Annotated in this window: 25 protein-coding genes; 12 read left to right on the top strand and 13 right to left on the bottom strand. The window is 67.9% G+C overall.

The window, feature by feature from the left end; genetic code table 11:
* Positions 1-38 precede the first annotated feature (38 nt).
* The 3 genes from ugpE to ugpB form a co-directional block, all read right to left on the bottom strand.
* Complete coding sequence (gene ugpE / locus FS845_RS22545) at positions 39-890, bottom strand: sn-glycerol-3-phosphate ABC transporter permease UgpE (RefSeq protein ID WP_144639549.1); 852 nt, start codon at positions 888-890, stop codon at positions 39-41.
* Between the two features lie 22 nt (positions 891-912).
* Positions 913-1,794, bottom strand: a complete 882-nt coding sequence (gene ugpA / locus FS845_RS22540) for a sn-glycerol-3-phosphate ABC transporter permease UgpA (protein WP_144639547.1) — start codon at positions 1,792-1,794, stop codon at positions 913-915.
* A gap of 140 nt (positions 1,795-1,934) precedes the next feature.
* Positions 1,935-3,251, bottom strand: coding sequence for a sn-glycerol-3-phosphate ABC transporter substrate-binding protein UgpB (gene ugpB / locus FS845_RS22535; RefSeq protein ID WP_144639545.1), 1,317 nt, complete (start codon positions 3,249-3,251; stop codon positions 1,935-1,937).
* A 208-nt stretch (positions 3,252-3,459) separates the two neighbouring features.
* Here ugpB and FS845_RS22530 point away from each other — a divergent pair, with 208 nt between their 5' ends.
* Complete coding sequence (locus FS845_RS22530) at positions 3,460-4,428, top strand: LysR family transcriptional regulator (protein WP_144639543.1); 969 nt, start codon at positions 3,460-3,462, stop codon at positions 4,426-4,428.
* On the opposite strand, the gene FS845_RS22525 is transcribed toward FS845_RS22530, so the two are convergent.
* Together FS845_RS22525 and FS845_RS22520 are read right to left on the bottom strand one after the other, a co-directional pair.
* The gene (locus FS845_RS22525; protein ID WP_144639541.1) at positions 4,404-5,729 is read right to left on the bottom strand and encodes an MFS transporter; all 1,326 of its coding nucleotides are present in this window, start codon (positions 5,727-5,729) and stop codon (positions 4,404-4,406) included. The two genes, FS845_RS22530 and FS845_RS22525, sit on opposite strands and share 25 nt — an antisense overlap.
* 131 nt (positions 5,730-5,860) lie before the next feature.
* Complete coding sequence (locus FS845_RS22520; protein WP_186332381.1) at positions 5,861-7,015, bottom strand: mandelate racemase/muconate lactonizing enzyme family protein; 1,155 nt, start codon at positions 7,013-7,015, stop codon at positions 5,861-5,863.
* Between the two features lie 151 nt (positions 7,016-7,166).
* On the opposite strand from FS845_RS22520, the gene proC reads away from it, so the two are divergent.
* From proC to FS845_RS22485, 7 genes are all read left to right on the top strand, one after another.
* Complete coding sequence (proC, locus tag FS845_RS22515; RefSeq protein ID WP_144639538.1) at positions 7,167-8,000, top strand: pyrroline-5-carboxylate reductase; 834 nt, start codon at positions 7,167-7,169, stop codon at positions 7,998-8,000.
* Between the two features lie 29 nt (positions 8,001-8,029).
* A complete protein-coding gene (locus FS845_RS22510) occupies positions 8,030-8,614 on the top strand; it encodes a VUT family protein (protein ID WP_144639724.1) in 585 nt (194 codons plus the stop codon).
* 246 nt (positions 8,615-8,860) lie between these two features.
* Positions 8,861-9,976 carry a branched-chain amino acid ABC transporter substrate-binding protein gene (locus FS845_RS22505; RefSeq protein WP_144639536.1) on the top strand — a complete coding sequence of 372 codons (1,116 nt, stop codon included), beginning with the start codon at positions 8,861-8,863 and terminating at the stop codon, positions 9,974-9,976.
* Positions 9,977-10,343: 367 nt separating this feature from the next.
* Positions 10,344-11,270, top strand: a complete 927-nt coding sequence (gene livH, locus FS845_RS22500) for a high-affinity branched-chain amino acid ABC transporter permease LivH (RefSeq protein WP_144639534.1) — start codon at positions 10,344-10,346, stop codon at positions 11,268-11,270.
* Positions 11,270-12,517: a high-affinity branched-chain amino acid ABC transporter permease LivM gene (locus FS845_RS22495; RefSeq protein ID WP_144639532.1), complete on the top strand. Its 1,248-nt coding sequence runs from the start codon at positions 11,270-11,272 to the stop codon at positions 12,515-12,517. The genes livH and FS845_RS22495 overlap by 1 nt, the downstream gene beginning before the upstream one ends.
* Positions 12,514-13,281 (top strand): high-affinity branched-chain amino acid ABC transporter ATP-binding protein LivG, encoded by a 768-nt coding sequence (livG, locus tag FS845_RS22490; RefSeq protein WP_144639530.1) that lies wholly within the window; start codon positions 12,514-12,516, stop codon positions 13,279-13,281. The genes FS845_RS22495 and livG overlap by 4 nt, the downstream gene beginning before the upstream one ends.
* Positions 13,281-13,982 carry an ABC transporter ATP-binding protein gene (locus tag FS845_RS22485; protein ID WP_144639722.1) on the top strand — a complete coding sequence of 234 codons (702 nt, stop codon included), beginning with the start codon at positions 13,281-13,283 and terminating at the stop codon, positions 13,980-13,982. Before livG ends, FS845_RS22485 begins: the two co-directional genes overlap by 1 nt.
* Before the next feature lie 137 nt (positions 13,983-14,119).
* On the opposite strand, the gene FS845_RS22480 is transcribed toward FS845_RS22485, so the two are convergent.
* Genes FS845_RS22480 through FS845_RS22470 form a run of 3 tightly spaced genes read right to left on the bottom strand, consistent with a single transcriptional unit; the run spans position 14,120 to position 17,318 of the window.
* Positions 14,120-14,860: an aspartate/glutamate racemase family protein gene (locus FS845_RS22480; protein WP_144639529.1), complete on the bottom strand. Its 741-nt coding sequence runs from the start codon at positions 14,858-14,860 to the stop codon at positions 14,120-14,122.
* A 13-nt stretch (positions 14,861-14,873) separates the two neighbouring features.
* Positions 14,874-16,316 carry an N-acyl-D-amino-acid deacylase family protein gene (locus tag FS845_RS22475; protein ID WP_144639527.1) on the bottom strand — a complete coding sequence of 481 codons (1,443 nt, stop codon included), beginning with the start codon at positions 16,314-16,316 and terminating at the stop codon, positions 14,874-14,876.
* 15 nt (positions 16,317-16,331) lie between these two features.
* Positions 16,332-17,318 (bottom strand): tripartite tricarboxylate transporter substrate binding protein, encoded by a 987-nt coding sequence (locus FS845_RS22470; RefSeq protein WP_186332380.1) that lies wholly within the window; start codon positions 17,316-17,318, stop codon positions 16,332-16,334.
* A gap of 130 nt (positions 17,319-17,448) precedes the next feature.
* Between FS845_RS22470 and FS845_RS22465 the strand changes: the two genes are divergently transcribed.
* Together FS845_RS22465 and FS845_RS22460 are read left to right on the top strand one after the other, a co-directional pair.
* Positions 17,449-18,393 (top strand): LysR family transcriptional regulator, encoded by a 945-nt coding sequence (locus FS845_RS22465; protein WP_144639526.1) that lies wholly within the window; start codon positions 17,449-17,451, stop codon positions 18,391-18,393.
* Between the two features lie 272 nt (positions 18,394-18,665).
* Positions 18,666-19,616: an N-carbamoyl-D-amino-acid hydrolase gene (locus tag FS845_RS22460; RefSeq protein ID WP_144639524.1), complete on the top strand. Its 951-nt coding sequence runs from the start codon at positions 18,666-18,668 to the stop codon at positions 19,614-19,616.
* 238 nt (positions 19,617-19,854) lie between these two features.
* Here FS845_RS22460 and FS845_RS22455 read toward each other — a convergent pair whose 3' ends face one another.
* The 3 genes from FS845_RS22455 to FS845_RS22445 all read right to left on the bottom strand — a co-directional run bounded on the left by FS845_RS22455 (position 19,855) and on the right by FS845_RS22445 (position 21,973).
* Positions 19,855-20,466, bottom strand: coding sequence for a glutathione S-transferase family protein (locus tag FS845_RS22455; RefSeq protein ID WP_144639522.1), 612 nt, complete (start codon positions 20,464-20,466; stop codon positions 19,855-19,857).
* A 108-nt stretch (positions 20,467-20,574) separates the two neighbouring features.
* Positions 20,575-21,471: a DMT family transporter gene (locus FS845_RS22450; protein WP_260986406.1), complete on the bottom strand. Its 897-nt coding sequence runs from the start codon at positions 21,469-21,471 to the stop codon at positions 20,575-20,577.
* A gap of 124 nt (positions 21,472-21,595) precedes the next feature.
* A complete protein-coding gene (locus FS845_RS22445) occupies positions 21,596-21,973 on the bottom strand; it encodes a DUF423 domain-containing protein (RefSeq protein WP_144639520.1) in 378 nt (125 codons plus the stop codon).
* Between the two features lie 87 nt (positions 21,974-22,060).
* On the opposite strand from FS845_RS22445, the gene FS845_RS22440 reads away from it, so the two are divergent.
* On the top strand, positions 22,061-22,894 hold the full coding sequence (locus FS845_RS22440; RefSeq protein ID WP_144639518.1) for a MetQ/NlpA family ABC transporter substrate-binding protein: 834 nt from the start codon (positions 22,061-22,063) through the stop codon (positions 22,892-22,894).
* Between the two features lie 67 nt (positions 22,895-22,961).
* On the opposite strand, the gene asd is transcribed toward FS845_RS22440, so the two are convergent.
* Positions 22,962-23,831 (bottom strand): archaetidylserine decarboxylase, encoded by an 870-nt coding sequence (asd, locus tag FS845_RS22435; RefSeq protein WP_144639516.1) that lies wholly within the window; start codon positions 23,829-23,831, stop codon positions 22,962-22,964.
* Between the two features lie 66 nt (positions 23,832-23,897).
* On the bottom strand, positions 23,898-24,431 hold the full coding sequence (locus FS845_RS22430) for a hypothetical protein (RefSeq protein ID WP_260986405.1): 534 nt from the start codon (positions 24,429-24,431) through the stop codon (positions 23,898-23,900).
* Positions 24,432-24,671: 240 nt separating this feature from the next.
* Between FS845_RS22430 and FS845_RS22425 the strand changes: the two genes are divergently transcribed.
* Positions 24,672-25,346: a DUF2076 domain-containing protein gene (locus FS845_RS22425; protein ID WP_144639514.1), complete on the top strand. Its 675-nt coding sequence runs from the start codon at positions 24,672-24,674 to the stop codon at positions 25,344-25,346.
* The last annotated feature ends 11 nt before the right edge of the window (positions 25,347-25,357 follow it).

Here is a 25,357-nt window from a genome sequence, read left to right as displayed (position 1 = left end):
GAATTAGGTGGCCGAGGGAACAGCGCGACGCAGACCGTTCATTTTTCCGTGTCCACCAGGCCCTTCACGAACCATTTCTGCATGAGGATCACCACCAGCGCCGGCGGCAGCATGGCCAGGATCGCGGTGGCCATGGTGATGTTCCATTCGGTGACGCTGTCGCCGCCGCTGATCATGCGCTTGATGCCGATCACCACCGGGTACATGTCTTCCTGCGTGGTCACCAGCAACGGCCACAGGTATTGGTTCCAGCCATAGATGAACTGGATGACGAACAGCGCCGCGACGGTGGTGCGCGACAGCGGCACCAGCACGTCCAGGAAGAAGCGCAGCGGCCCGGCGCCGTCGATGCGCGCGGCCTCGATCAATTCGTCGGGCACCGTCAGGAAGAACTGGCGGAACAGGAAGGTGGCGGTGGCCGAGGCGATGAGCGGCAGCGTCAGGCCCGCGTAGCTGTTGAGCATTCCCAGGTCGGCCACCACCTTGTAGGTGGGGGCGATGCGCACCTCGACCGGAAGCATCAGCGTGACGAAGATCATCCAGAAGAAGAACATGCGGCCCGGGAAGCGGAAGTACACCACCGCGAACGCGGACAGCAGCGAGATGGCGATCTTGCCGATCGAGATGGCCAGCGCCATGATCAGGCTGACCGTCATCATGCGGCCCACGGGCACGCCCGCCGACCCGCCGCCCGAGCCCGAGAACAGCGCGCGCATGTAGTTGTCGACCAGGTGCGGGCCGGGGATCAGCGACATGGGCGCCGAGGCGACCTCTTGCGCGGTCTGGGTGGACGCCACGAAGGTGACGTAGATGGGAAAGGCGACCAGCGCGATCCCGCACAGCAGGATGATGTGCGCCAGTGCGTCGAGCCAGGGACGGCGTTCTACCATGGTGAGGCGGCCTCTTGCGGAATCAGTACTGGACCTTGCGGTCGATGTAGCGGAACTGCACCACCGTCAACACGATGACGATGCCCATCAGCACCACGGACTGCGCGGCGGACGAACCCAGGTCCAGGCCGCGGAAGCCGTCGCTGTACACCTTGTAGACCAGGATGGACGTGGACGTGCCCGGGCCGCCCTGGGTGGTGGTGTCGATGACGGCGAAGGTGTCGAAGAAGGCATAGATCACGTTCACCACCAGCAGGAAGAAGGTGGTGGGCGACAGCAGCGGGAACACGATGGTCCAGAAACGGCGCGACGGCGAGGCGCCGTCGATGGCGGCGGCCTCGATCAGCGAGCGCGGGATGGACTGCAGCCCGGCCAGGAAGAACAGGAAGTTGTACGAGATCTGCTTCCACACGGCGGCGATCAGCACCAGGATCAACGCCTGGTCGCCGTCCAGGCGCGGATTCCAGGGCACGCCCATGCCCTGCAGGGCCACGGCCAGGATGCCCACCGAGGGCGAGAACAGGAACAGCCACAGCACGCCCACCACGGCGGGCGCAACGGCGTACGGCCAGATCAGCAGCGTCTTGTACAGGCCCGCGCCGCGCACCACGCGGTCGGCCATCACGGCCAGCAGCAGCGCCAGCGCCAGCCCCACAAAGGCCACCAGCACCGAGAACACGGCCGTGACGCGGAAGGATTCGAGATAGGTGTCCTGGCGGAACAGGGCGGCGAAGTTCTCCAGCCCGACGAACTCGGAGGACAGGCCGAAGGCGTCCTCCAGGCGCATCGACTGCCACATGGCCTGGCCGGCCGGCAGGAAGAAGAAGACGACCGTGATGACCAACTGCGGCGCCAGCAGCAGATAGGGCAGGGTCTTGTGGCCGAATACGACGCGCTTTTCCATGTAGGGCCTATGCGTATGCCAGAAACGAGCGAGGCGGCGGTTCGGACAAACCGCCGCCATCGCGGATGACGGCCGCGCGCGGGCGCGGCTTCAGTCGAACCGCGGCGCCGCCCCGTGCGGGGCCGGCGCCGGGCTCGGCATCAGTTGCCGACGCTCTTCTGGAACTTCTCCAGCAGTTCGTCGCCGCGCTTGGTGATGTTGGCCAGGCCTTCCTTGGCCGGCACCTTGCCCGACACGATGCGTTCGATCTCGGCGTCCTCGATCTCGCGGATCTGCGGCAGGTAGCCCAGGCGCACGCCGCGCGACTGCGCGGTGGTCTCGACGTTGAGCTGCTTGACGCCCACGTCGGTGCCGGGGTTCTTCTCGTAGAAGCCGTCCTTCAGGGTGCGCTCGTAGGCGGCCTTGGTGACGGGCACGTAGCCGGTCTGCTGGTGCCAGCGGGCGGCGATCTCGGGACTGGCCAGGAACTTGAAGAACTTGGTCACGCCCTTGTAGACCTCGGGTTTCTTGTTCGCGAACACCCAAAGCGACGCGCCGCCGATGATGGTGTTCTGCGGCGCACCCTTGACGTCGCCGTAGTAGGGGACGGTGGACGTGCCGAACTCGAACTTGGCGTTCTTGGCGATGTTGGCGCGCAGGCCGCTGGAGCCGGTGATCATGGCGCACTTGCCGCTGATGAACAGCGAGTTGGGCTCGTCGCCCCGGCCGCCGTACTGGAAGATGCCTTCCTTGCCCAGCCTGGCCAGGTTCTCCATGTGGCGCACGTGCAGGTCAGTGTTGACCGCCAGGCGCGCGTCCACGCCGCCGAAGCCGTTGTCCTTGGTGGCGTAGGCCACGTTGTGCCAGGCCGAGAAGGTCTCGAGCTGGACCCACGACGGCCACGAGGTGGTGTAGCCGCATTCCTGGCCGGCGGCCTTGAGCTTCTGGCCGGCCGCGGCCAGCTCTTCCCAGGTCTTGGGCGGCTTGTCGGCATCCAGGCCGGCCTTCTTGAAGGCGTCCTTGTTGTAGTAGAACACCACGGTCGAGCTGTTGAACGGCATCGACACCAGCTTGCCGTCCGGCGACGAGTAGTAGCCCGCCACGGCGCCGATGAAGGCCTTGGGATCGATCGGGTCGCCCGCTTCCTCGGACATCTGCTGCACCGGCTTGACGGCGCCCTTGGCGTACATCATCGTGGCGGTGCCGACTTCGAACACCTGCAGGATGTCGGGCGCATTGCCGGCGCGGAACGCGGCGATGCCGGCATTCATCGATTCGCCATAGTTGCCCTTGTAGACGGCCTTGACCTGGTAATCGGGGTTGCTCTTGTTGAATTCGTCGACCAGGGCGTTGACGCGGTCGCCCAGGGCGCCTTCCATGGAGTGCCAGAACTGGATGTCGGTAGCGGCGTGGGCCGGGATGGCGGCCAGCGCGGACAAGACCGCGGCGGCGACCAGCGCCATACGAGGGGTGCGCATGAGAGAGTTCCTCCGTTCGTGTGCTGCCGCATCGGGCGATGCGAAGCGCAACACCTTATGAATTGTTTGTGTCAACGGCGTGACTTTCACATCGCTGGACCGGCATGTCAATCGCCACGCGGCGGGCCGGCAGGTATGTTAGCGTGCGTCCGAGGGCGGCAGACGGGGCTTCGGACGGGGTCCGGCCGCCCGCCGATGGCAAAGGGCAATGGAAAAATTCCCCGAAATAAGGGACCTGGAGATCTTCTGCGCGGTGGTCCGGCTGGGCAGTTTCGCGAAGACGGCGACGGAACTGGACGTATCCACCTCGTATGTCAGCAAGCGTATCGGAATGCTGGAACATGCGCTGGGATGCACCTTGCTGCATCGCGCCACGCGGCACGTGACGGCGACCGAGGATGGCGAGGCGGTGCATCGCTGGGCGCTGTACATGCTGGATGCGGCGGCGCAGATGCGGGGCGCGATTTCCAGCGTGCGCACCGAGCCGCGCGGCGACCTGCGCATCAGTTCCAGTTTCCGGCTGGGGCGCAACCTGCTGGCCCCGGCCCTGTCCGAGCTGTCGATACGCTACCCGCGGCTGGGGATCTCGCTGATCGTGATGGACCGGCCGGCGGACCTGATCGCGGAGTCGATCGACCTGGACATCCGTATCGGCGAGGTCCCCGAGCCGCACCTGATCGCGCACCGGCTGGGCGTCAGCCGCCGCCTGCTGTGCGCGTCGGCGGACTACCTGCGACGCCAGGGCGTGCCGGAAACGCCGGACGACCTGCGCCAGCACTCATGCCTGGTGTTCCGCGAGCGGGACCAGCCGTTCGGCACGTGGCGTCTGCGCCGCGGCGACGACACCCACGCGATCAAGGTGGGCGGCCCGCTCTCGTCGAACAACAACGACATCATCTGGGAGTGGGCGCTGGGAGGGCACGGCATCATGCGCGCGTCGGCATGGGACTGCGAGGCCAGCATCGCCAGCGGGACGCTGACGCGGGTATTGCCCGAGTATGACTGGCCCGCGGACATCTGGGCGGTGACCACGGGACGGCTGTCGGCGTCGGCCAAGGTGCGGGTGTGCGTGGAGTTCCTGCAGCATTGGTTCGCCGATGGCCTGACGGCGCGCCGGCCCGATCCCCGGGCGGGCGGCGCCGCCATACCCCGTCAGGCCCCGGACGAGGCCGGATAGGGGCGGTCGTCAGGCGTCCCGCCGCGCTGGATGCGTCCCACGGCCCCGGACAGCGCGATCATCACGCCACCGAGCACGGCGCACACGGCCAGCACCACCAGCGATGGCGTGAAACTGCTGGACACGGAGCGCACGTATCCCACCAGCAGCGGCCCGACGGACTGGCCGATCAGGTTGCCCACGCCGCTGACGATCGCGACGCCGGGAATGGCCTTGCGCGTGGGCAGGGTCTCGGTCAGCCAGGCGAAGATCAGCGGGTTCAGCATCTTCAGGGTGAAACCCAGCGCCACGAACAGGACGATCTGCAGATAGTAGAGATTCGTCGGCGTGAAGGCGGCCAGCGCCATCATGGCGCCCGTCAGCGCGGTGGGTACGGCGGCGTGCCAGCGGCGCTCCTGCCCATGCAGGTCGGAACGGCGGCTGATGTAGTAGATGCCAAGCATCGACGCCACGAACGGCAGGCCCGAGAACACGCCGATCCACAATTCGCCCAGCTGGCCATAGGTACGCATGATGGTGGGCAGCCACAGCGTGGTGCCATACATCAGCACGCCGTTCAAGCCGAATCCCGCGGTCAGCAGCCATACCTTGGGCTCGGCCAGCACGGTCCACCAGGGATCGGTCTCGGGCTTCTGGTAGCCTGCCTGCTCCTGGGCCAGGTTGCGCTTCAGGGCGTCGCGGTCTTCTCCGCTCAGCCATCTGGCCGAATCCAGGTTCCGCGGAATGGCCAGCAGCCAGATGCCGCAGAAGATCCAGGCGGGCAAGCCTTCGGCGATCATCATGACGCGCCAGTCGTAGTGGGCCAGGATGGCGCCCGAGATCGGGCCGGCCAGGAAGCCGCCCGCCGGAATCGCCAGGTTCCAGATGCCGAAGGCGCGGCCGCGCTCGGGTTTCATGAACCACTGGGACAGGAACAGGGATACGGCGGCGTAGATGGGACCCTCGGCCAGGCCCAGCAGGATGCGCAAGCCCACCAGTTGTTCGAAGGTCTGGGCGAAGCCGGTGGCCACGGCCGCGGCGCCGAACAGCAGCATCGAGATCGCGATGAGCCTGCGCGGGTTGACCAGCAGGGCGATCAGGCCGCCCCCCAGTTGCGTGACGGCATAGCCCCATGCGAAGGCCGCGCCGACCCATCCGCCCTCGATGGAGTCCAGGCCCAGTTCCTTGGTGATGTGCGGCAGGGCCATGCCCATGTTGGCACGATCGAAGAACGAGATCGTGTACATGATGAAGGTGGCCGGCAGAATGATGAGCCAGCGTTTCCTGGCGATGGCGTCGCCGGTCGTGGATGCGGAATCCATGTGTCGTCCTCCTGTGCTGCGCTTCGGTCGAGCGCGCTGGATGTTCTGGGAATGAAGTGGCCGGCCGGGCGCGGCCGGTCCCACATGCCCACGCGGGCGGGGCCGGGCAAGGGCATGCGCAAACGTGGGTGTCAGCGGTCGACGCGGTACCGTTCGATGACCTGCTCGTGGAGCTTGATGCCCAGGCCGGGCGCCTGCGGCACGTCCATGTAGCCGTCCTTGATGACCGGGAAGCCGTCGGGCAGTTGCCACAGCAGCGGGTCGCGCACTTTGTTGGCGAAGATCTCGACGAACAGCGCGTGCGGGTTGGCGGCGATCAGGTGGACCGCGACCTGGGGCTCTTCATGGTGCGCCATCTCCACATTCATCAGCTTGGCCATGTCGGCCACGCGTTGCCATTCGGTGATGCCGCCGCACAGCGTGCAGTCCAGGTTGAGGATGGAGACGTCGCCCTTGGTGATCAGGTCGCGGCATGCGCGGCCGCTGATCTCGCCCTGGCCCACGTTGATGGGGATGGTGGTCTTGCCGGCCAGCAGGCGCAGTCCATCGGTCTGGTCGTACCACTTGACGGGTTCTTCCATCCAGCGCACGTCGAGGTCGGCCTTTTCCATGGCGACGCAGAACCTGATCGCGTCCAGCGGGTCCCAGCCCTGGTTGGCGTCGACGGTGACGATGAAGTCCTTGCCACCGGCCTGGCGGGCCGCGCGCACGCGCGCCAGGTCTTCCTCCAGGCTGGCACGGCCGACTTTCATCTTGATGCCCATGCAGCCGGTGGCGCGCACCATCTCGACCTCCTGCGCGATGGCCTCGCAGGCGTCCTGGCCGTCCTGCGGATAGTAGCCGCCGATGGAGATGACGGGCACACGGTCGCGCACGCCGCCCAGCAGCTTGTAGACGGGCGTCTGGTACAGCTTGCCGCGCGCGTCCCACATGGCGTTGTCCAGGCCGCTGATGGCCTGCAGCAGGATGCCGCGCGGATGCATGTCGAGCTGGTGCAGGCCGCGGTTGCCCAGGTCCACCTTGACGTTGAACATGGCCTCCCAGAGGCGCTGGAAGTCGCGCACGTCCTGGCCTATCAGCAGCGGCGCCAGGTGGTCTCGGGCGACGTCCACGATCTCTCGCTGGGTGTGGAACTCGTCGCCGCCATAGGTCTCGCCGACGATGCCGTTGGCCAGGTGCACGCGCGTGACAAGGGTGGGGCGGGACGCCACCTGGTAGGTGCCGCCCTTGAATACCTGCTCCAGCTGCATGTCCAGCGGGATGATCTCGATGCCTTCGATCTTCATGTGTCTTCCTGGTGTCTGCTCACGATGATTGGGTGTGGAAGACGATACGGATCGGGCCGGGGGCCAACAAGATCGCGACTGGGGACGTTCCGGCCACGAACTGTGCACGCCGCCGGAAAGCGCGGACGGGGCGGGTTTACAATCCCGCGTCATGGACAATTCCCTTTCTATCGCCTTCATCGGCGGCGGCAACATGGCCGCGGCGCTGGCTTCCGGCCTGGCCGATCGCGCCTGCCCGGCGGGCAACCTGCACGTCGTCGACATCAACACCGACGGGCATGACGCTTGGCGCGCGCGCGGCGCCACCGTCGCGGCCGCGCCGGACGACACGCTGGCGCGCTGCAAGGTCTGGATCTACGCGGTCAAGCCGCAGAACATGCGGCAGGCGGTCGCCGACACCCGCCAATGGCTGGCCGACGACACGCTGGTGATCAGCGTGGCGGCTGGCCTGCGCGCGGATACGCTGGCCGACTGGCTGGGCCAACCTGGCCAGCCGTGGCAGCGCCTGGTGCGCTGCATGCCCAACACCCCCGCGCTGGTGGGCGCGGGCATCACCGGCCTGGCCGCGCTGCCCGGCGCCAGCCAGGCCGACCGCGAGCTGGCCGCGCGCCTGCTGCAATCGGTGGGCGAGGTGGTCTGGGTGGACGACGATGCCGGCCTGGACGCCGTCACGGCGCTGTCGGGCAGCGGCCCGGCCTATGTGTTCCTGTTCCTCGAGGCGCTGATGGCCGGCGGCAAGGCGGTCGGACTGAACGAAGACCAATCGCGTCAGCTGGCCCTGGCTACGTTCGCTGGCGCGACTAGACTTGCCGCGCAGTCGGACGAGCCGCCTTCGGTGCTGCGCGAGCGCGTCACCTCCAAGGGCGGCACCACGGCCGCCGCGCTGGCCGAGTTCGAGCAGGGCGGTTTCTCGCCGCTGGTCGAGCGCGCCATGCAGGCCGCCGCGCGCCGTTCGCGCGAACTGGCCGCGGAGTTCGGCAAGTGAGTCCGCCCGCCGCCCGCCGCTACGCGCCGATGTCGCTGGCGCAGTTCGCCCTGGCCGTGCTGGCCATGGGCGTGGTGGTGGTGGGCTCGAACATCCTGGTGCAGGTGCCGCTGAACGACTGGCTGACCTGGGGCGGGCTGTCGTACCCGGTGGCCTTCCTGGTCACCGACCTGCTGAACCGCCGCTTCGGCCCGCGCGCGGCACGTCGCGTTGCCTGGTGCGGCTTCGCCCTGGCGCTGGCAGTGTCGATGTGGGTGGCCTCGCCGCGCATCGCGCTGGCCTCGGGCCTGGCCTACCTGTGCGCCCAACTGATCGACATCAAGGTGTTCGACCGCCTGCGCGACCAGCGCTGGTGGCGCGCGCCGCTGCTGGCCGGCACGGCTGGTGCCTTGTTCGACACGGCAGTGTTCTTCAGCGTGGCTTTCGCGGGCTCCGGCCTGCCTTGGCTGACCTGGCTGCTGGGCGACCTGGCCATCAAGCTGGCGGTCAACCTGGTGATGCTGGCGCCCTTCCGCGCGCTGATGTGGAATTTGGCGCGGCCTGCAGAGGCGCGGCCTGCAGAGGCGCGGCCTGCAGAGGCGCGGCCTTCGGCCTCGTTGGGACAAGTGCGCTGACCGTATCGGGCCTATGGCCGTCGGCCAAAACGAGCCGCTGCAGGGTTCTCATTCCCGTCCCCCTTTATTCATCTGGATGAAATATTGGGGATTCCACGCAGTGACACGCCTGGGGGCAGCGACCAGAATACCGCCCACGTTACCGCTTGCACCAAATAAGCGGGACATGCCGCATCGCGCGGCCGGGAAACCCCCTCGGCCCGGATCAGGCAAGGTCGTCCAACCACTCCTGCTGGAGAAGTCTGCATGAAAATCGCGCAACGCTTTACCCCCCTGGCCGTTGCACTGAGTGCCCTGGTCCTTGCCGGCAGCGTCCAAGCCGCCGACACCATCAAGATCGGCATTCCGCAGCCGATGACCGGCCCGAACACGCAGTACGGCGACCAGATCCAGGCCGGCGCACTGACCGCGATCGAAACCATCAACGCCAAGGGCGGCGTCAAGGGCAAGCAGCTCGAACCCATCCTGATCGACGACGGCTGCGAACCGAAGCAGGCCGTGCCGGCCGCCAACCGCGTGGTCAACGCCGGCGCCAAGTTCGCCGTGGCGCACGCATGCTCGGGCGTCACCGTGCCCGCCGTCAACGTGTACGAACAGGAAGGCATCGTCGCCATCACCCCGGGCGCGACCTCGCCGCTGGTCACCGACACGACCAAGCCGCACTTCTTCTTCCGCACCATCGGCCGCGACGACCAGCAGGGTCCGTTCGCCGCCGACTACATCGCCAAGAACATCAAGCCCAAGAAGGTTGCGGTGCTGCACGACAAGCAGACCTACGGCTCGGGCGTGGCCACCCAGGTGAAGAACACGCTGGAGAAGGACAAGGTCAACATCGCGGTCTTCGAAGGCATCAACGTCGGCGACAGCGACTACTCGGCCGTCATCACCAAGCTGAAGTCGGCGGGCGTCGACTTCGTGTACTTCGGCGGCTACCACCCCGAGCTGGGCCTGCTGCTGCGCCAGTCGCGCGAGCAGGGCCTGAACGTGCAGTTCATGGGTCCGGAAGGCACGGCCAACCAGGACCTGGTGGCCATTGCCGGTCCGGCCATCGAGGGCCTGCTGGTCACGCTGCCGGCCGACTTCACCAAGCTGCCGGGCAATGAGGGCGTGGTCAAGGCCTTCGAGGCCAAGAAGCGCAACCCGGACGGCGCCTTCCAGATGCCCGCCTACGCGGCCGTGCAGCTGATCGCCGACGGCATCAACGCCGTGGGCGAGGATCCCGCCAAGGTCGCCGACTACCTGCACAAGAACAGCTTCAATACGGCCATCGGCAAGGTCGAATACGACGCCAAGGGCGACCTGAAGGACTTCGAGTTCGCCGTCTACAAGTGGGACAAGGCCGGCAAGAAGACCCAACTGTAAGGCGTTCGCTGTACTATGCGTCGTTTTTCTGCGCAGGTCCCGGGCTATCCGCCTGGGACCTGATGTAGTCGAGGTCATCCGGCTCCGGGTTGCGCTACCGGGGCCAGAACCATTTTTTTGCCGCCGGGCCGCCCCAAGGTAAAAAGCGGCCCCCTTGGGGGGCAGCTAGCCGAAGGCGTGGCGTGGGGGCATATTTTGCCGCCGGGCCGCCCCCAGGTGAAAAAGCGGCCCCCTCGGGGGCAGCGAGCGGAGGGCGCGGCGCGGCGGCATGTTCTGTCGCCGTGTCGCCCCAATGCAGAAGGCAGGTTCCCAACAGGGACCTGCCAGCCAAAGGCGCGGCGTGGGGCATCTGGAGCCATTCCTCCCCATGTCTGATCTGATCCCACAACTTACCCAGCAGTTCTTCAACGGACTGTCGCTGGGTGCGATCTACGCGTTGATCGCCATCGGCTACACGATGGTCTACGGCATCATCGGTATGATCAACTTCGCCCACGGCGAGATCTACATGATCGGCGCCTACGTCGGCTTGGTCACGCTGACGGCCTTCGGCACCGACAGCGGCCTGCCGGTCTATTTCATCATCGCGGCCATGCTGCTGGTGGCCATGGTGGTCACGGGCGTGTACGGCTACAGCGTCGAACGCGTGGCGTATCGCCCGGTGCGCGGCAGCCCCCGCCTGGTGGCACTGATCTCCGCCATCGGCATGTCGATCTTCCTGCAGAACTGGATGGCCCTGGGGCAGGGCGCGCGGGATATGGCCGTGCCGGCCCTGCTGTCGGGCGCGGTGTCCGTGCCGATGGGCGACGGCTTCGACGTCACGCTGCCGTATTCGCGCATCGTCATCATCCTGGTCACCGTGGCGCTGATGATCGCGCTGACGCTCTACATCAAGCATTCCCGCATGGGCCGCGCCTCGCGCGCCTGCTCGCAGGACATGCACATGGCGGGCCTGCTGGGCATCGACACGAACAAGGTGATCTCGTTCACGTTCATCCTGGGCGCCATGCTGGCGGCGGTGGGCGGCGTGCTGATCGCGGTCACCATCGGCAAGCTCAATCCGTTCATCGGCTTCATCGCCGGCATCAAGGCGTTCACCGCCGCGGTGCTGGGCGGCATCGGCAGCATCCCTGGCGCCATGCTGGGCGGCGTGCTGCTGGGCCTGGCGGAGACCTTCGCCGCGGCCTACATATCGTCGCAATACAAGGACATCGTGGCTTTCGGGCTGCTGGTGCTCATCCTGCTGTTCCGTCCGACGGGGCTGCTGGGCAAACCCGAGGTGGAGAAAGTCTGATGGCCGCCCAGGAAAGTTCTCTGAAAAACGCGACGATCGCGGCGGTGCTCACCGCCGTCATCGTCATGCCCGTGTTCGGCCTGCAACTGATCCGCCAGGGCGCGCGCACCACGATGGAACCGCGCTGGGACATGGTCGCCATCGCCTGCGCCGTGGTGTTCGTGTTCCAGCTGCTGCGTCCGTGGATATCCAGGCCGTTCAAGGCGCTGAAGGTGGGCTTGCCCACGCTGCCGGCCACGCCGACCAAGGGCCGCCGCTGGGTCGGGCTGCTGCTGATCGCCGCGGCCATCGCCTGGCCGTTCTTCGCCGGTCGCAGTTCGGTGGACATCGCGACGCTGGTGCTCATCTACGTGATGCTGGGCCTGGGCCTGAACATCGTGGTGGGCTTCGCGGGCCTGCTCGACCTGGGCTTCGTCGGCTTCTACGCCGTAGGCGCCTATACGTACGGGCTGCTGTACCACTGGGGCGGCTGGAGCTTCTGGGAAGCGCTGCCGTTCGCGGGCGCCATGGCCGCCTTGTTCGGCTTCATCCTGGGTTTCCCGGTGCTGCGGCTGCGCGGCGACTACCTCGCCATCGTCACGCTGGGCTTCGGCGAGATCATCCGCCTGCTGCTGATCAACCTGAACACGCTGACGGGCGGCCCGGACGGCATCTCCGGCATTCCCAAGCCGTCCGTGCTTGGCATGGAAATGGCGCGCCGATCCAGCGAAGAGGGCACGCGCACCTTCCACGAGATCATGGGCTGGAGCTTCCAGAACCAGCACATGGTGGTGTACCTGTACCTGATGGCGCTGTTGCTGGCGCTGGTCACGCTGGCCGTGTCCACGCGCCTGATCCGCATGCCGGTCGGCCGCGCCTGGGAGGCGCTGCGCGAGGACGAGATCGCCTGCCGCTCGCTGGGCCTGAACCCCACGCGCATCAAGCTGTCGGCGTTCACGCTGGGCGCGATGTTCGCGGGCTTCGGCGGCGCGTTCTTCGCGGCGCGCCAGGGCATGGTCAATCCCGAGTCGTTCACCTTCATCGAGTCCGCGCTGATCCTGGCCATCGTGGTGCTGGGCGGCATGGGCTCGCAGGTGGGCGTGATCCTGGCGGCGATCCTGCTGACGGTGCTGCCCGAGCTGGCGCGCGAGTTCGCCGAATACCGCATGCTGGTGTTCGGCCTGGTGATGGTGTTGATGATGATGTGGCGTCCGCAAGGCCTCCTGCCCATGAAGCGACCGCACGTGGAGCTGGGGGCGAAACAATGAGCGAAACGCTGCTGAAAGTATCCGGCTTGACCATGCGCTTCGGCGGCCTGCTGGCCGTCGACGGCGTGGCCTTCGACGTCAAGCGCGACGAGGTGTTCGCCATCATCGGCCCCAACGGCGCCGGCAAGACCACGGTGTTCAACTGCGTGGGCGGGTTCTACAAGCCGACCGCGGGCGACATCTTGATGGACGGCAAGTCCATCGCCGGCCAGCCCAGCCACAAGGTGGCGCGCCACGGCCTGGTGCGCACCTTCCAGAACGTGCGGCTGTTCAAGCAGCTGACCGTGCTGGAGAACCTGCTGGTGGCGCAGCACACCCAGGTCGAGGCGCGCCTGCTGCCCGGCCTGCTGAAGCTGAAGTCGTACCGCCAGTCCGAGGAGGACGCCAAGGCGCGCGCCGCGCAGTGGCTGGATTTCATGGGGCTGCGCCAGTATGCCAACCGCGAGGCGGGCAACCTGGCCTACGGCCACCAGCGGCGCCTGGAGATCGCGCGCTGCATGATCACCAAGCCGCGCCTGCTGATGCTGGACGAGCCGGCCGCTGGCCTGAACCCGCAGGAGAAGCGCGACCTGCAGTCGCTGATCGACCAATTGCGCCGCGAATTCGGCGTGGCGGTGCTGCTGATCGAGCACGATATGAGCCTGATCATGGGCATTTCCGATCGTATCCTGGTGATGGAACACGGCAAGCCCATCACGACCGGCACCCCCGAGCAGGTACGCAACGACGAGCGTGTCATCAAGGCGTACCTGGGGGAAGAATGATGCTGAAGCTGGACAACATCCATACCTACTACGGCGCCATCCAGGCGCTGAACGGCGTGTCGGTCGAGGTCAACCAGGGCGAGATCGTCACCCTGATCGGCGCCAACGGCGCCGGCAAGACCACGCTGCTGATGACGGTGTGCGGCAATCCCCGCGCGAAGGAAGGCCGCATCACGTTCGAGGGCAAGGACATCACCCATGCCGAGACGCACGAGATCATGCGCAGCGGCATCGCCATCTCGCCCGAGGGGCGGCGGGTCTTCAAGGACCTGACCGTGGCCGAGAACCTGATGATGGGCGGCTTCTTCTCCAATCGCCAGGAAATCGAATCGGGCCTGGAGCACGTGTACACGCTGTTCCCACGCCTGAAGGAACGCGCCGCGCAGCGCGCCGGCACCATGTCGGGCGGCGAACAGCAGATGCTGGCCATCGGCCGCGCCCTGATGAGCCGCCCGCGCCTGCTGCTGCTGGACGAGCCCACGCTGGGCCTGGCCCCGCTGATCATCGCGCAGATCTTCGACATCATCCGCACCATCCGCGACCAGGGCGTCACGGTGTTCCTGGTCGAGCAGAACGCCAACAAGGCGCTGCAGGTGGCCGACCGCGGGTACGTGCTGGAGAACGGCAGGGTGGTGCTGCAGGATACGGGCGCGAACCTGCTGGTCAATGCGGAGGTGAGGAAGGCTTACCTGGGCGCTTGAGCCCGTTTTGGCCGGGCAAGGCAAAGAAAGGAATCTTCGGATTCCTTTTTTCGTCTGGACGTATCGGGGGTTGCTGCACGGAAAAGGAACTTCGATGTTCCCTTTCTGCATGGCGGAAGGGTTTTGCAGCGCGGCGTTCAGGCCAGGATTGCTGCCGGCCGGCAATGCGCGATCGACGCCAACGCCAGCGCGTCGATCGAATCCGACAGCGGGCCCAGGCCCGCGCGCAGCGCGTGCGGAATGGCCAGCGGCAGTTCGGTGCAGCCCAGCACCACGGCTTCCGCGCCGCGCTCGCGCAGGAGGTTCACGCAGCGCACCGCGGGTTCGATGGAGTCCTCCATCCGGCCGGCCTTGACCGCGCGGATGGCGCCCATGCATTCGACCTCGACTTCCTCGTCCGTCGGCACGATGCACTCGTAGCCGGCGGCTTCGAGGTGGCGCTGGTACAGGCCCAGCGCCAGCGTGGCGGTGGTGCCCATCAGGCCGATGCGGCCGCTGGGCACGCCCTGGCGCACCAGGTCGTCGACCACCGATTGCACGATGTGGAGCACGGGCACCGACGCGGCCGCGGCCAGTTCGTCGTACCAGAGGTGCGCCGTGTTGCACGGGATGGCGATGACCTGCGAGCCGGCCGCTTCCAGGAAGCGGATGCCTTCGAGCATGGCCGGCAGCGGGCTGGGGCCGCCCGCCATGTGGGCCGTGCTGCGGTCCGGGATGCGCGGGTCGTTGCGCAGGATGACGGGGATGTGGGCCTGGTCGTTCGGAGCGGGGGTGAGCGCCGCCACGCGCAGCGCGAACTGCGCGCCGGCCAGCGGGCCCATGCCGCCCAGGACGCCGAGATAGCCCTCGGAGGCGTTGTCGAGTATCGGTGCGTTCATACGGACGAAGATTCTACGCCTGCGCGCGCGTCAGCACCTGGCCCGGCCGCGCGGCGCCGGTGGCCTGGCCGTCCCACACCTGCTGGCCGTTGACCCACACCGCGTTGATGCCACGGCTGGCCTGCACCGGCGCCTCGAACGTCGCGGCATCGGTCACGTGCTCGGGGTCCAGCAGCACCAGGTCGGCCTGGTAGCCTTCGCGCAGCAGGCCGCGCTTGTCCAGGCCGTACTGTTCGGCGGCCAGGCCGGTCATCTTGTGGATGGCCTGTTCCAGCGACAGCAGCTTCTGCTCTCGCACCATGCTGGCCAGCACGCGCGTGAAGGTGCCCCACTGGCGGGGGTGCGGATGCGGATCGAAGGGCAGGCCGTCGGAACCGACCATCGTCAGCGGATGCTGGAAGATGCGGTTGACGTCGTCCTGGCTCATCAGGAAATAGATGGCGCCGGCGGGCGCCAGGCGTTCGAGCGTGGCTTCGTCGTCCAGGCCCAGTTCGGCCATCACGTCCGCGAAGTCGCGGCCGGTGGCTTGGGGATAGCCCTTGGACCAGGTCACCATGGTGCGGCTGGCCAGGCGCACCCGGTCCAGGCGCAGCATGGTCGAGGTGGCGGGGTAGGGATGGCAGTCCAGGCAGACGGCCTGGTTCGCGGCGGCGCGCGAGATGATGTCCAGCGTCTCGCGCGAACGGCCGTGGTTGCGCTCGCCGGCCAGCTTGTGGTGCGAGAACACGACGCGGCAGTCCAGCGCGCGGCCGATTTCCAGGGCCTCTTCCACGGCCGGCACGATCTGGTCGCTTTCGTCGCGCAGGTGGGTGGCGTAGATGCCCTTGAGGCCGCGCAGCGGCAGGCCTACGTCGATGATCTCGTCGGTCGGCGCGGCGGCAGCGGGCGGGTAGAACGTGCCGGTCGACATGCCGAAGGCGCCTGCCTGCAGGGCGTCGTCCAGCAGCTGGCGCATCGCGGCGCGTTCGCCGTCGTCGGCGGCGCGGCCGGTGTCGGCCATGGCGGCCACGCGCAGCGTGGTGTGGCCGACCAGCGGAATGACGTTGACGGCGGCCGGGGTGGCGCGCAGCGCGTCCATCCAGTCGCCGAAGGTCTTGAAGCGGAACAGCTCGGCGGGACCCAGCAGGTCCAGCGGTTGGGGCACCGGCGCCGCCACGGCGGGCGCCAGGCTGATGCCGCAGTTGCCCGTGACCACCGTGGTGATGCCCTGCGACACCTTGGGCAGCATGTCGGGGTGGGCCAGCAGGTAGCCGTCATCGTGGGTGTGCGAATCGATGAAGCCCGGCGCCAGCACCTGGCCGCGCCCGTCGATCACCGGCACGCCCGGCGGCGCGTCGAACGTGCCGATGCGGACGATGCGTCCGTCCGACACGGCCAGGTCGGCCTGGCGCGCGGGGGCGCCGGTGCCGTCGACCAGCATGGCGCCGGTCACGATGAAGTCTGCCTCCAACTGCATGGTCTTCCGCGTTCCTTAGTCGAGCTTCTCGATCTTGGCTTCGTCGATGATGCGCGTCCACTTGGCGGTTTCGGCGGCCATCAGCTTGGCGAAGTCTTCCGGCGAGCCGCCGGCCGGTTCCGCGCCCAGCGATTCCAGGCCGTCCAGCACGGCCTTTTCCTTCAGGGCGTTCTGCATGGCGGTGTTCAGCGTGGCGATGCGGTCGGCCGGGGTGCCCTTGGGGGCGACCACGCCGCCCCAGGCGACGGTCTCGTAGCCCTTCAGGCCGGCTTCGTCCAGCGTCGGCACGTCGGGCAGCAGGGCCAGGCGCTTCAGACTGCTGACGCCAAGGGCGCGCAGCTTGCCGCTCTTGACCAGGGGCAGGGCTTCGGAGGTGTTCGAGAACATGAAGTCCAGGCGGCCGCCCATCAGGTCCTGCAGCGCGGCCGGGCCGCCGTTGTAGGGGATGAACATCACGTCGACTTTGGCCATGCTCTTGAACAGTTCGCCGCCCATGTGGCCGGTGGTGCCCACGCCCGAGGCGCCGTAGGACATCATGCCCGGCTTGGCCTTGGCGCGGTCGATCAGGTCCTGCACGCTCTTGACGGGCGAGTCGGCCGGCACGATCAGCACGTTGTACAGATTGAACAGGTGGGCGACGGGCGTCAGGTCGGCGTCGACGTCGTACGGCAGCTTCTTGAACAGCGAGCGGTTCACGGCCAGCGTGTTGATGTTGCCGTAGCCGATGGTGTAGCCGTCGGCGGCGGCGCGCTTGATCTGCATGATGCCGATGTTGCCCGCGGCGCCCGGCTTGTTCTCGACCACGAAGGTCGCCTTCAGGTCCTTGGACAGCTGGGTCGTGAACAGGCGCGACAGCACGTCGGGCGAGCCGCCCGCGGCCGACGGCACGATGAACGTGACGGGTTTGCTGGGGTAGGCGTCCTGGGCCTGGGCGGCCGAGGCGGCCAGCGCGCCGGCAATCGCCAGGGCGGTCAGGCCGCGCTTGAAGAATTGATGCAGCATGTTTGATTCCCCTCGGAAATGTTGCAGTGCGAAAGCGGGCAGGTTAGCACCGTGATCGTGGATGCGATTATCGAAAAATGTCTAAAACCTATAATCCCGGGTTATCGATGCAATCAAAAGGAAATCAGGGATGGAAGCGCTCGACGAGCCGCAGGGCGATCCGCGCGAAGAGGCGGGAAGCGCCGCGCGGCCGCTGAACCTGCGGCAGCTCGAGGTATTCCGCGCCATTATGATGGCCGGCTCGATCAGCGCGGCCGGGCGTGCGCTGCACGTCTCGCAGCCCGCGCTCAGCCGCGTGCTGGCGCTGACCGAAAGCCGTCTGGGCTACCCGCTGTTCGAGCGCGTGCGCGGCCGTCTGTCCCCCACGCCCGAGGCGCGGCGGCTGTTCGCCGAGGTCGAGCAGGTCTACGGCGGCATCCAGCGCGTGAACGATCTGGCGGCCAGCCTGGGCCGCAACGGCGCCGGCATGCTGCGCGTGGTGACCAGCGCAAGCTACGGCCAAAGGCTGGTGCCCCAGGCGCTGGCGCGGCTGCTGGCGCGCAACCCCCGGGCGCGCGTGGACTTCCGCAGCGCCACCTACGACGAACTGGTGGGCTATTTCCTCACGGGACAGGCCGACCTGTCCATCTCGATGTCGCCGCCCGACCATCCCAGCCTGGATTCGGAGCGGCTGGGCGAGCATCCGCTGGTGTGCATCGTGCCGCCGGACCATCCCCTGGCCAGGCATGCGGTGATCCGGCCCGAGGATTTCTCGTCCGGCGCGTGGATCGGCTATCCGCCGGGCACGCCGCTGGGCACGGCGCTGCAGTCGTTCTTCGGCGCGGGGCCGGTCAGCCCGGCCGCCATCGAGGTGCATTCGCCGGTGTCGGCGCTGGCCTGTGTGCAGCAGGGCATCGGGCCGGCCATGGTGGACAGCACCTCCTTGTCCAGCACGCCCGCCGAGGTGGCGGTGCGGCCGATCGAGCCCCCGTTGTCCGCGCCCGTCTGGGCCACGCAGTCGAACCTGACGCCGCTGCCGCTGCTGGGACGGCGCTTCCTGGACGCCCTGCGCGCCGTCCTGGCCAAGCCGCACTGAATTCCGCGCGGACCAGGCATCGCCCCGTTGGGAACGGGCCATGCGCCGTCGCGCCGTCCTCGCGCATCCGCCGCATCCAGGCGCCGCCGCGCTTCGTATAAGCGAAGGAAAGCGGCTGCCTGCCATCGAATTTTGTGGGTAATGCATAACCTGCCGGTATCGCGGCATAGAGGGCCGTGCGTGGCCAGCGCTTTCCGGGGGGTTTTACGGATGGCGCGACACACGGCATGCTGCGCACTGATCGAGATAATGCAACGCAAGGAAGAAAAAAGATGGCAGACAAGCGCAAGATCGGATTGGCCGTGGCGCAGATGGGTCCTGTGCACCTGGCCGACACGCGCGCCGTGGTGGTGAAGCGCCTGCGCGACATGCTGGCCGAGGCCCATGGCCGCGGCGCGAAGATGGTCGTGTTCCCGGAACTGGCGCTGACCACGTTCTTCCCGCGCTACTGGATGGAAGACAGCGAGGCGCAGGCCCGTTTCTTCGAGGCGGCGATGCCCAACCCCGATGTGCAGCCGCTGTTCGACGACGCGCGCCGCCTGGGCGTGGGCTTCTACCTGGGCTATGCCGAGCTGACCCCTCAGGGCGTGCCGTACAACACGGCCATCCTGGTGGACGAGCAGGGCAGGATCGTGGGCAAGTACCGCAAGATTCATCTGCCGGGCCACGACGACCACAAGCCCGACGCGCCGTTCCAGCATCTGGAGAAGAAGTTCTTCAACGTGGGCGACGAGCCCTTCGGCGTGTGGGACACGATGGGCGCGCGCATCGGCATGGCCCTGTGCAATGACCGCCGCTGGCCCGAGACGTGGCGCATGATGTCGCTGCAGAGCGCCGAGATCGTGGTGCTGGGCTACAACACCCCGTCGGTCAACATCCACTGGCCCGAGCCCGTGCACCTGCGCATGCACCACCACCTGATCACGCTGCAGGCCAGCGCCTACCAGAACTGCGTGTGGGCGGCCGCCGCCGCCAAGTGCGGCGCGGAGGACGGTTTCCACATGATCGGCGGTTCGGTCATCGTGGCGCCCACCGGCGAGATCGCCGCGCAGGCGGTCACCGAGGACGACGAAGTGCTGGTGGTCAACGCCGACCTGGGCCTGGGCGACACCTTCCGCAAGAACGTGTTCGACTTCGCGCGCCACCGCCGCCCCGAGCACTATTCGCTGATCACCGAACGCGTGGGCCCCGGCCCCGCGCTGCCGCGCAATCCGGTGGAATGAGTTTGCCTGCCCGCCCGGCTGGGCGGGCTCTGCAATCGAGCAAGGCAACAACAGCAGTAAATGCAGTAAACGCAGCAAAGGCAGTCAAGCAAGGCGAAGCAGCACCGCAGTAAAACAAAAGAAAGGGAACGGCCGGGCATCATGGCCTGCCTTTCGGAAACCGGGACCTGGGTCCCGCTTCCGAGGCAGTCCAATATGCCCGGCCGATTTTCTTGCTATCGCGGAAAATCCGGCTGGATCACTCCAGGCCTTCTTCCTTCATCGCGGCCTGCACGCCCGGGTCGGCCTTCATGCGTTCGGTGTGCGCGGCGAGGTTGTCCAGGCCGTCGAGATCGATCTTGCCGCGCGCCCAGCGCAGCGTGACGAACAGGTAGGCGTCCGCCGCGCAGGGCTTGTCGGCGGCCAGGTAATCGCGGCCCTTCAGGTGGGTGTCGATCACCGTGTACAGGTTGCGCAGCATCTTCCTGGCGGAGGCGCGCAGTTCTTCCTGGGAGTCGTCCGAGGCCGCATAGCGCTGGGCGCCGAACAGCACCGAGTAGGTCTTGTGCACGTCGGAATTGATGAAGGCCAGCCAGCGGCGGGCTTCGGCGCGGCCGCGCGGCGAGTCGTTGCCCATCAGGCCGGCCTTGGGCGACTTTTCGTTCAGGTATTCCAGGATGGCGACGTTCTGGGTCAGCGTCCACCCGTCGTCGTCCAGGGCCGGCACGGCGCCCAGCGGGCTGATGGCCAGGTATTCGGGCGATTTCAGCTTGTCGCGTTCGACCTGGTGCAATTCGCAGGGCAGGCCGGCCCATTTGACGGCGATGTGGATGGTCAGCGAGCAGGCGCCCGGCAGGTAGTACAGCTTCATGGAGGTGTCCTCTTTGGCGGTGACGATGGCGGTGGCAGTACCGGCCGCTATGGTACGCCTGCCGGATGGCGCGCGCTGCCTCGTGCCTGCGCCGTACGACCCCGGCGCCTACGCCGCGCGGCCCGCGCGCCGCTGGCGGGGCCGGGCCTCGCGCCAGGCGATGTACACGCCGCTGCCCGCGATGAAGATCGCGCCCACGCACACGGCCAGCCCCGGCGCGTCGCGCCAGATCAGCCAGCCCAGCAGGGTGGCCCACAGCAGGCCCGTGTAGTCGTAGGGCGCCACCACCGACGCCGGGCCGATGCGAAAGCCCTGGGTGATGAAGGTGAGGCCGAGCGTGCTGAACACCGCCACGGCGCCGAAGCGCGGCAGGTCGGCCAGTTGCACCGGCGACCAGAACCAGGGCGCCAGCACCGCGCTGGCAACCAGCTGGGCGGCCACGATGTAGAACATGGTGGTGAGCATGCCTTCGCCGCTGCCGATGGCGCGCGCGGTGATCATCATGACGGCATACAGCACGGCGGTGGTCAGCGGCAGCAGCGCCGCCGGCTGGAAGCTGGCCGAGCCGGGTTGCACGATGACCAGCACGCCGGCGAAGCCGGCGGCCACGGCCAGCCAGCGCGGGCCGTCCACGCGCTCTTTCAGCAGCAGCACGGACAGCGCGGTGACGAACATGGGCGCGGCGTACGAGATGGCGGTGGCCTCGGCCAGCGGCATGGCGGCCAGGCCGAGGTAGAAACAGCCGGCGGACACGACGTTGATGGCGCCGCGCGTCAGGTGCAGCCAGGGGTGCTGCGTGCGCAGGGCGCGACGGCCGCCCAGGCTGGCGGTCACCAGCAACACGATGGGCAGGGCGATCAGCGCGCGCAGGAACAGGATCTGTGGCGGGCTGTAGTGTTCGCCCAGCAGCTTGGCGGTGGCGTCGCTGATGGTCAGGAACATGACGCCCGCGCTCACGCAGGCGATGCCCGCCAGCGGCGAGCGTTGTGTTGCGGCGGGAGTCACGGGTGCTGCGCCTTGGTACTGCGGAATCGGAGGGTTGCCGATGCGTCGGCCGTACCGGCCGAGGGAGATGCCATGGCGCCGAGCGGGCCGGCATCGCGGCGGGCGGACGGGACGCGCCGCCTCGTCATGCCTGGGCCCGCCAGGCGGACCACGCCACCATGGCCCAGGCGGCCAGGAAGGCCACGCCGCCCAGCGGCGTGACCGCGCCCAGCCAGCGCGTGCCCGTCAGGGCCAGCACGTACAGGCTGCCGCAGAACAGCACGATGCCCACGAACATGACCAGGCCGGCGGTCGACAGCAGGGGCGAGCCGTATCGCGCCAGCAGCAGCGCGACGACGAACAGGCCCAGCGCGTGCACCAGGTGATACAGCACGCCGGTCTGCCAGACGGCCAGCAGATCCTGCGACAGCGCTGCGCGCAGGCCGTGCGCGCCGAACGCGCCGGCGCCCACGGCGGCGATCATGTTCAGGGCGGCGAGGACTACGAGATGTCTGTCGGTCATGAGGGAAATCCAGGGTGGTACGCGGCAAGCCGCCTATGATAGCGGGATCGGGCCCATGCCCCTTCCGCTCATCCCAGGAAATTTTCCATGCCGCGTTTCCATATTGTCCTGCGCCGCCTCGGGCTGGCCGCCGTGCTGCTGGGGGCCGGCGTGGCCGCCCAGGCCGCGTCGCCCACCGCCCCGTTGCGGGTCGGCGTGATCGCCAGTGTTGCCAACCAGGCCACCGAGATCGCCATCCAGGAGGCGCGCAAGCAGGGCCTGGAGGTGAAGCTGGTGGAGTTCAGCGACTGGGTGCTGCCCAACATCGCGGTGGCGGACGGCTCGATCGACGCCAACTTCTTCCAGCACGAGCCCTTCCTGCAGTTGTTCAACAAGAACCGGGGCGCCGAGCTGGTGCCGGTGGCCTACGGCTACTCGACCACCATCGGGCTGTTCTCGAAGAAGCTCAAGCGCGGCGACGCGGTGCCCGAGGGCGCCACCATCGCGGTGCCCAACGACCCGGTCAACACCGGCCGCGCGCTGCTGCTGCTGCAGTCGATCGGGCTGGTGCAGCTGCGCCCCGGCACGGGCCACCAGGCCACGCTGCAGGACGTGGTGGGCAATCCGCGCAAGCTGCGCATCGTGCAGCTGGAAGGCTCGCAGTCGGCGCGCACCTTCGACGACGTGACGGCGTCGGTCACCTATACCACCTTCGCCAAGCATGCCGGCATCGACGAGAAGGACGGCCTGGCCTTCGACAACACCGATGCCGACACCGTGAAGCGCTACGCCATCCGCTGGGTGGCGCGCGCCGACCACGCGGACGATCCTCGCCTGCGCCAGTTCATCAAGATTTACCAGGAATCGCCGCAGGTGAAGGCCACGCTGCGCAAGCTGTACGGCGAACTGATCGACTTCCCGTGGGAAACGCCGGCGCGCTAGCCGTACCTGGCGCGGCGGGCCTGCGCGGCGGGCATTCCGGGCCTTGCCCTTGCGCGGCCCGGCGGGCTCAGGCCGGCAGGCCCAGCAGTTCGCCCATGCGCACGGTGCGGCCGGCAGCGGCCGTGTCGCCGGCCCAGCGCACGCGGTCGGGGCCGAACAGCACCACCACGGTCGAGCCCAGGAAGAAGCGGCCCATCTCGGCGCCCTTGGCCAGGTGCACGGGGACCGGGTCGGCGGGGTCGTAACGCGTGCTTTCGACCTGGCCGCGGTGCGGCGTGATGCGGCCGGCCCACACGGTCTCGACGGACGCGACGATCATGGCGCCCACCAGCACGAGGGCCATGGGGCCGAATTCCGGGGTGTCGAACAGGCACACCACGCGCTCGTTGCGCGCGAACAGGCCCGGCACGTTGCGCGCGGTCAGCGGATTCACCGAGAACAGCTTCCCGGGCACGTAGATCATCTCGCGCAGGGTGCCCGCGGCCGGCATGTGCACGCGGTGGTAGTCGCTGGGCGACAGGTAGATGGTGGCGAACGAGCCGCCCGCGTAGGGCTCGGCGCGCCGGGCATCGCCGCCCAGCAGGTCGGTCAGGCCGTACGAATGGCCCTTGGCCTGGAAGATGCGGTCCTGGTCGATGGCGCCCAACTGGCTGATGCTGCCATCGGCCGGACAGAGCACCGCGCCCGGCGCGTTGGAGGCCGGGCGCGCGCCGCTCTTCAGGGCACGCGTGAAGAAGGCGTTGAAGTTCTCGTAGGCCAGCGGGTCTTCGAGCAGCGCCTCGCTCATGTTGACGCCGTAATTGCGCACGAAATTGCCGATCAGGCGATTCTTCAGCCACGGCACGCGGCTTTCGGCGAAGGCGCCCGCCAGGCGCGAGACCATGTGGTGCGGCGCGAGGTACTGGCTGGCCAGGAAGAGCGAGTCTTTGGTGGGCATGGACGGGGAATGGCGGCTGCGCGTCAGAGCGTCGAACCCGTTAGTGTAACCGGCGCCGCGTCCGCGTCAGGGCTCCGGGGTGCCGTCCGCGACGGCGGCAGTGGACGGGGCGGCCAGCGTGTCGCCGCCGGCGAAGCGGTCGGCCAGGTATTCGATGGGCGAGTCGCGCGGGATCCGGGTGATGCGGTCGCGCTGGATGTGGCGGCCGATGAGGATGGGACGGCGCGCGGCCGCGTTCTGCAGCAGCACCGACAGCACACAGCCCTTGTCCTGGATCCAGTGCGTCTTGCCGCGCAGCAGGCGCAGCGCGTTCTCGGGCGTGCCCAACCGGAAGTTGATGGCGCTGAACTGAGTGGAGCCGCGGCCGTCGAACGACGAGGCGGGCAGGTCGGTGATGGCGGCCGCGTCGAGATTGTTCGTCTCGTGCTGGACACGGTAGACGAATTGGACTCCACTTTGAGGGTCCTTGACGACGATGAGCTTCTCGGACCCGGACACGTCGGAAATCATTCCGATGACCACGGATTCGACGAGTTGGTTGCCGCGCTGCTCTTCGGTATAGACGAAGATGGTGCGCGAAGGGCTTGCGGTGTTGCTCATGGGGCTCGCTGTAAGGATGGCCGGCGTTCGGCAATGCGATTTTAGCCCAAGCCTGCAAACTTGTAACGAATTTTACCAACCAACGGCGCGATCGGCCCGCGGGGTGGCCGGAACTTTTCCCCAGGCCGAAAGCTCCTATTCAGGTTTATGTAAGAAAGGCTACACTGGCGCCCCTTGGTGGTGCCGGGGGTGGCCGGACCCGCGGCGGGTTTCCGCCGAGAAGCATATGAGGAGCCTTTCATGAATCAACAGGACCGCGACGCGATCGAGAGCATTTTCACCCGCCTGCAGGACGTGGAGCGCCAGGGCGCGCCCCGTGACGGCGAGGCCGAACGCTATATCGGCGACAGGCTCGCCGCACAACCCGGTTCCGCTTATTACCTGGCGCAGACGGTCATGGTGCAGGAGCAGGCCTTGAAGGCCGCGCAGCAGCGCATCGCCCAGCTCGAAGGCAACCCGCAAGGCCAGCCGGGGCAGGGCGCCGACGCGACCGGCCGCGGCTTCGCTCCGCTGGGCGGCTCGCAGGGCTTTGGCCGCAGCGTCGGCGCCCTGGGCGAGCGCGGCACGGCTGCCGGCGGCGCCGCGCCCGGCATGGGCTTCGGCGGCGCGCCCGGCGCGGGCGCGGGGGCGCCTGCCGCTCCGGCCGGCGGCCTGTCGACCGGCTTCGGGCGCAGCGCGGGCGGTGGCGGCGGCTTCCTGGCCGGCGCCATGCAGACCGCGGTGGGCGTGGCGGGCGGCATGATGCTGGGCAATCTGCTGGGCGGCATGTTCGGCGGCAACGATGCCCATGCGGCGCAGCCGCCGGCCGAGCCGGCCCAGGATGCTTCGGCGCAGGATGCCGCGAACGACCCGGCCGGCCATGACGATGGCGGCTTCGATGGCGGCTTCGACGACGGCGGCATGGACGATATTTGATTCCACCCTTT

It is taken from the genome of Bordetella genomosp. 13 (genome assembly GCF_007679965.1).
GTDB lineage: Bacteria > Pseudomonadota > Gammaproteobacteria > Burkholderiales > Burkholderiaceae_B > Bordetella.
The sequence above is the reverse complement of the archived record's forward strand: the minus strand, read 5'-3'. Positions and strand labels throughout refer to the sequence as shown.

Bases quoted from the DNA above. Each gene is read 5' to 3' on its own strand.
- ugpE (WP_144639549.1), bottom strand. From the start codon at position 890: ATGGTAGAACGCCGTCCCTGGCTCGACGCACTGGCGCACATCATCCTG.
- FS845_RS22525 (WP_144639541.1), bottom strand. From the start codon at position 5,729: ATGGATTCCGCATCCACGACCGGCGACGCCATCGCCAGGAAACGCTGG.
- ugpB (WP_144639545.1), bottom strand. From the start codon at position 3,251: ATGCGCACCCCTCGTATGGCGCTGGTCGCCGCCGCGGTCTTGTCCGCG.
- proC (WP_144639538.1), top strand. From the start codon at position 7,167: ATGGACAATTCCCTTTCTATCGCCTTCATCGGCGGCGGCAACATGGCC.
- FS845_RS22530 (WP_144639543.1), top strand. From the start codon at position 3,460: ATGGAAAAATTCCCCGAAATAAGGGACCTGGAGATCTTCTGCGCGGTG.
- FS845_RS22510 (WP_144639724.1), top strand. From the start codon at position 8,030: ATGTCGCTGGCGCAGTTCGCCCTGGCCGTGCTGGCCATGGGCGTGGTG.
- FS845_RS22505 (WP_144639536.1), top strand. From the start codon at position 8,861: ATGAAAATCGCGCAACGCTTTACCCCCCTGGCCGTTGCACTGAGTGCC.
- FS845_RS22520 (WP_186332381.1), bottom strand. From the start codon at position 7,015: ATGAAGATCGAAGGCATCGAGATCATCCCGCTGGACATGCAGCTGGAG.
- FS845_RS22485 (WP_144639722.1), top strand. From the start codon at position 13,281: ATGCTGAAGCTGGACAACATCCATACCTACTACGGCGCCATCCAGGCG.
- livG (WP_144639530.1), top strand. From the start codon at position 12,514: ATGAGCGAAACGCTGCTGAAAGTATCCGGCTTGACCATGCGCTTCGGC.
- asd (WP_144639516.1), bottom strand. From the start codon at position 23,831: ATGCCCACCAAAGACTCGCTCTTCCTGGCCAGCCAGTACCTCGCGCCG.
- ugpA (WP_144639547.1), bottom strand. From the start codon at position 1,794: ATGGAAAAGCGCGTCGTATTCGGCCACAAGACCCTGCCCTATCTGCTG.
- FS845_RS22470 (WP_186332380.1), bottom strand. From the start codon at position 17,318: ATGCTGCATCAATTCTTCAAGCGCGGCCTGACCGCCCTGGCGATTGCC.
- FS845_RS22455 (WP_144639522.1), bottom strand. From the start codon at position 20,466: ATGAAGCTGTACTACCTGCCGGGCGCCTGCTCGCTGACCATCCACATC.
- FS845_RS22440 (WP_144639518.1), top strand. From the start codon at position 22,061: ATGCCGCGTTTCCATATTGTCCTGCGCCGCCTCGGGCTGGCCGCCGTG.
- FS845_RS22425 (WP_144639514.1), top strand. From the start codon at position 24,672: ATGAATCAACAGGACCGCGACGCGATCGAGAGCATTTTCACCCGCCTG.
- FS845_RS22465 (WP_144639526.1), top strand. From the start codon at position 17,449: ATGGAAGCGCTCGACGAGCCGCAGGGCGATCCGCGCGAAGAGGCGGGA.
- FS845_RS22430 (WP_260986405.1), bottom strand. From the start codon at position 24,431: ATGAGCAACACCGCAAGCCCTTCGCGCACCATCTTCGTCTATACCGAA.
- FS845_RS22480 (WP_144639529.1), bottom strand. From the start codon at position 14,860: ATGAACGCACCGATACTCGACAACGCCTCCGAGGGCTATCTCGGCGTC.
- FS845_RS22445 (WP_144639520.1), bottom strand. From the start codon at position 21,973: ATGACCGACAGACATCTCGTAGTCCTCGCCGCCCTGAACATGATCGCC.
- livH (WP_144639534.1), top strand. From the start codon at position 10,344: ATGTCTGATCTGATCCCACAACTTACCCAGCAGTTCTTCAACGGACTG.
- FS845_RS22460 (WP_144639524.1), top strand. From the start codon at position 18,666: ATGGCAGACAAGCGCAAGATCGGATTGGCCGTGGCGCAGATGGGTCCT.
- FS845_RS22495 (WP_144639532.1), top strand. From the start codon at position 11,270: ATGGCCGCCCAGGAAAGTTCTCTGAAAAACGCGACGATCGCGGCGGTG.
- FS845_RS22475 (WP_144639527.1), bottom strand. From the start codon at position 16,316: ATGCAGTTGGAGGCAGACTTCATCGTGACCGGCGCCATGCTGGTCGAC.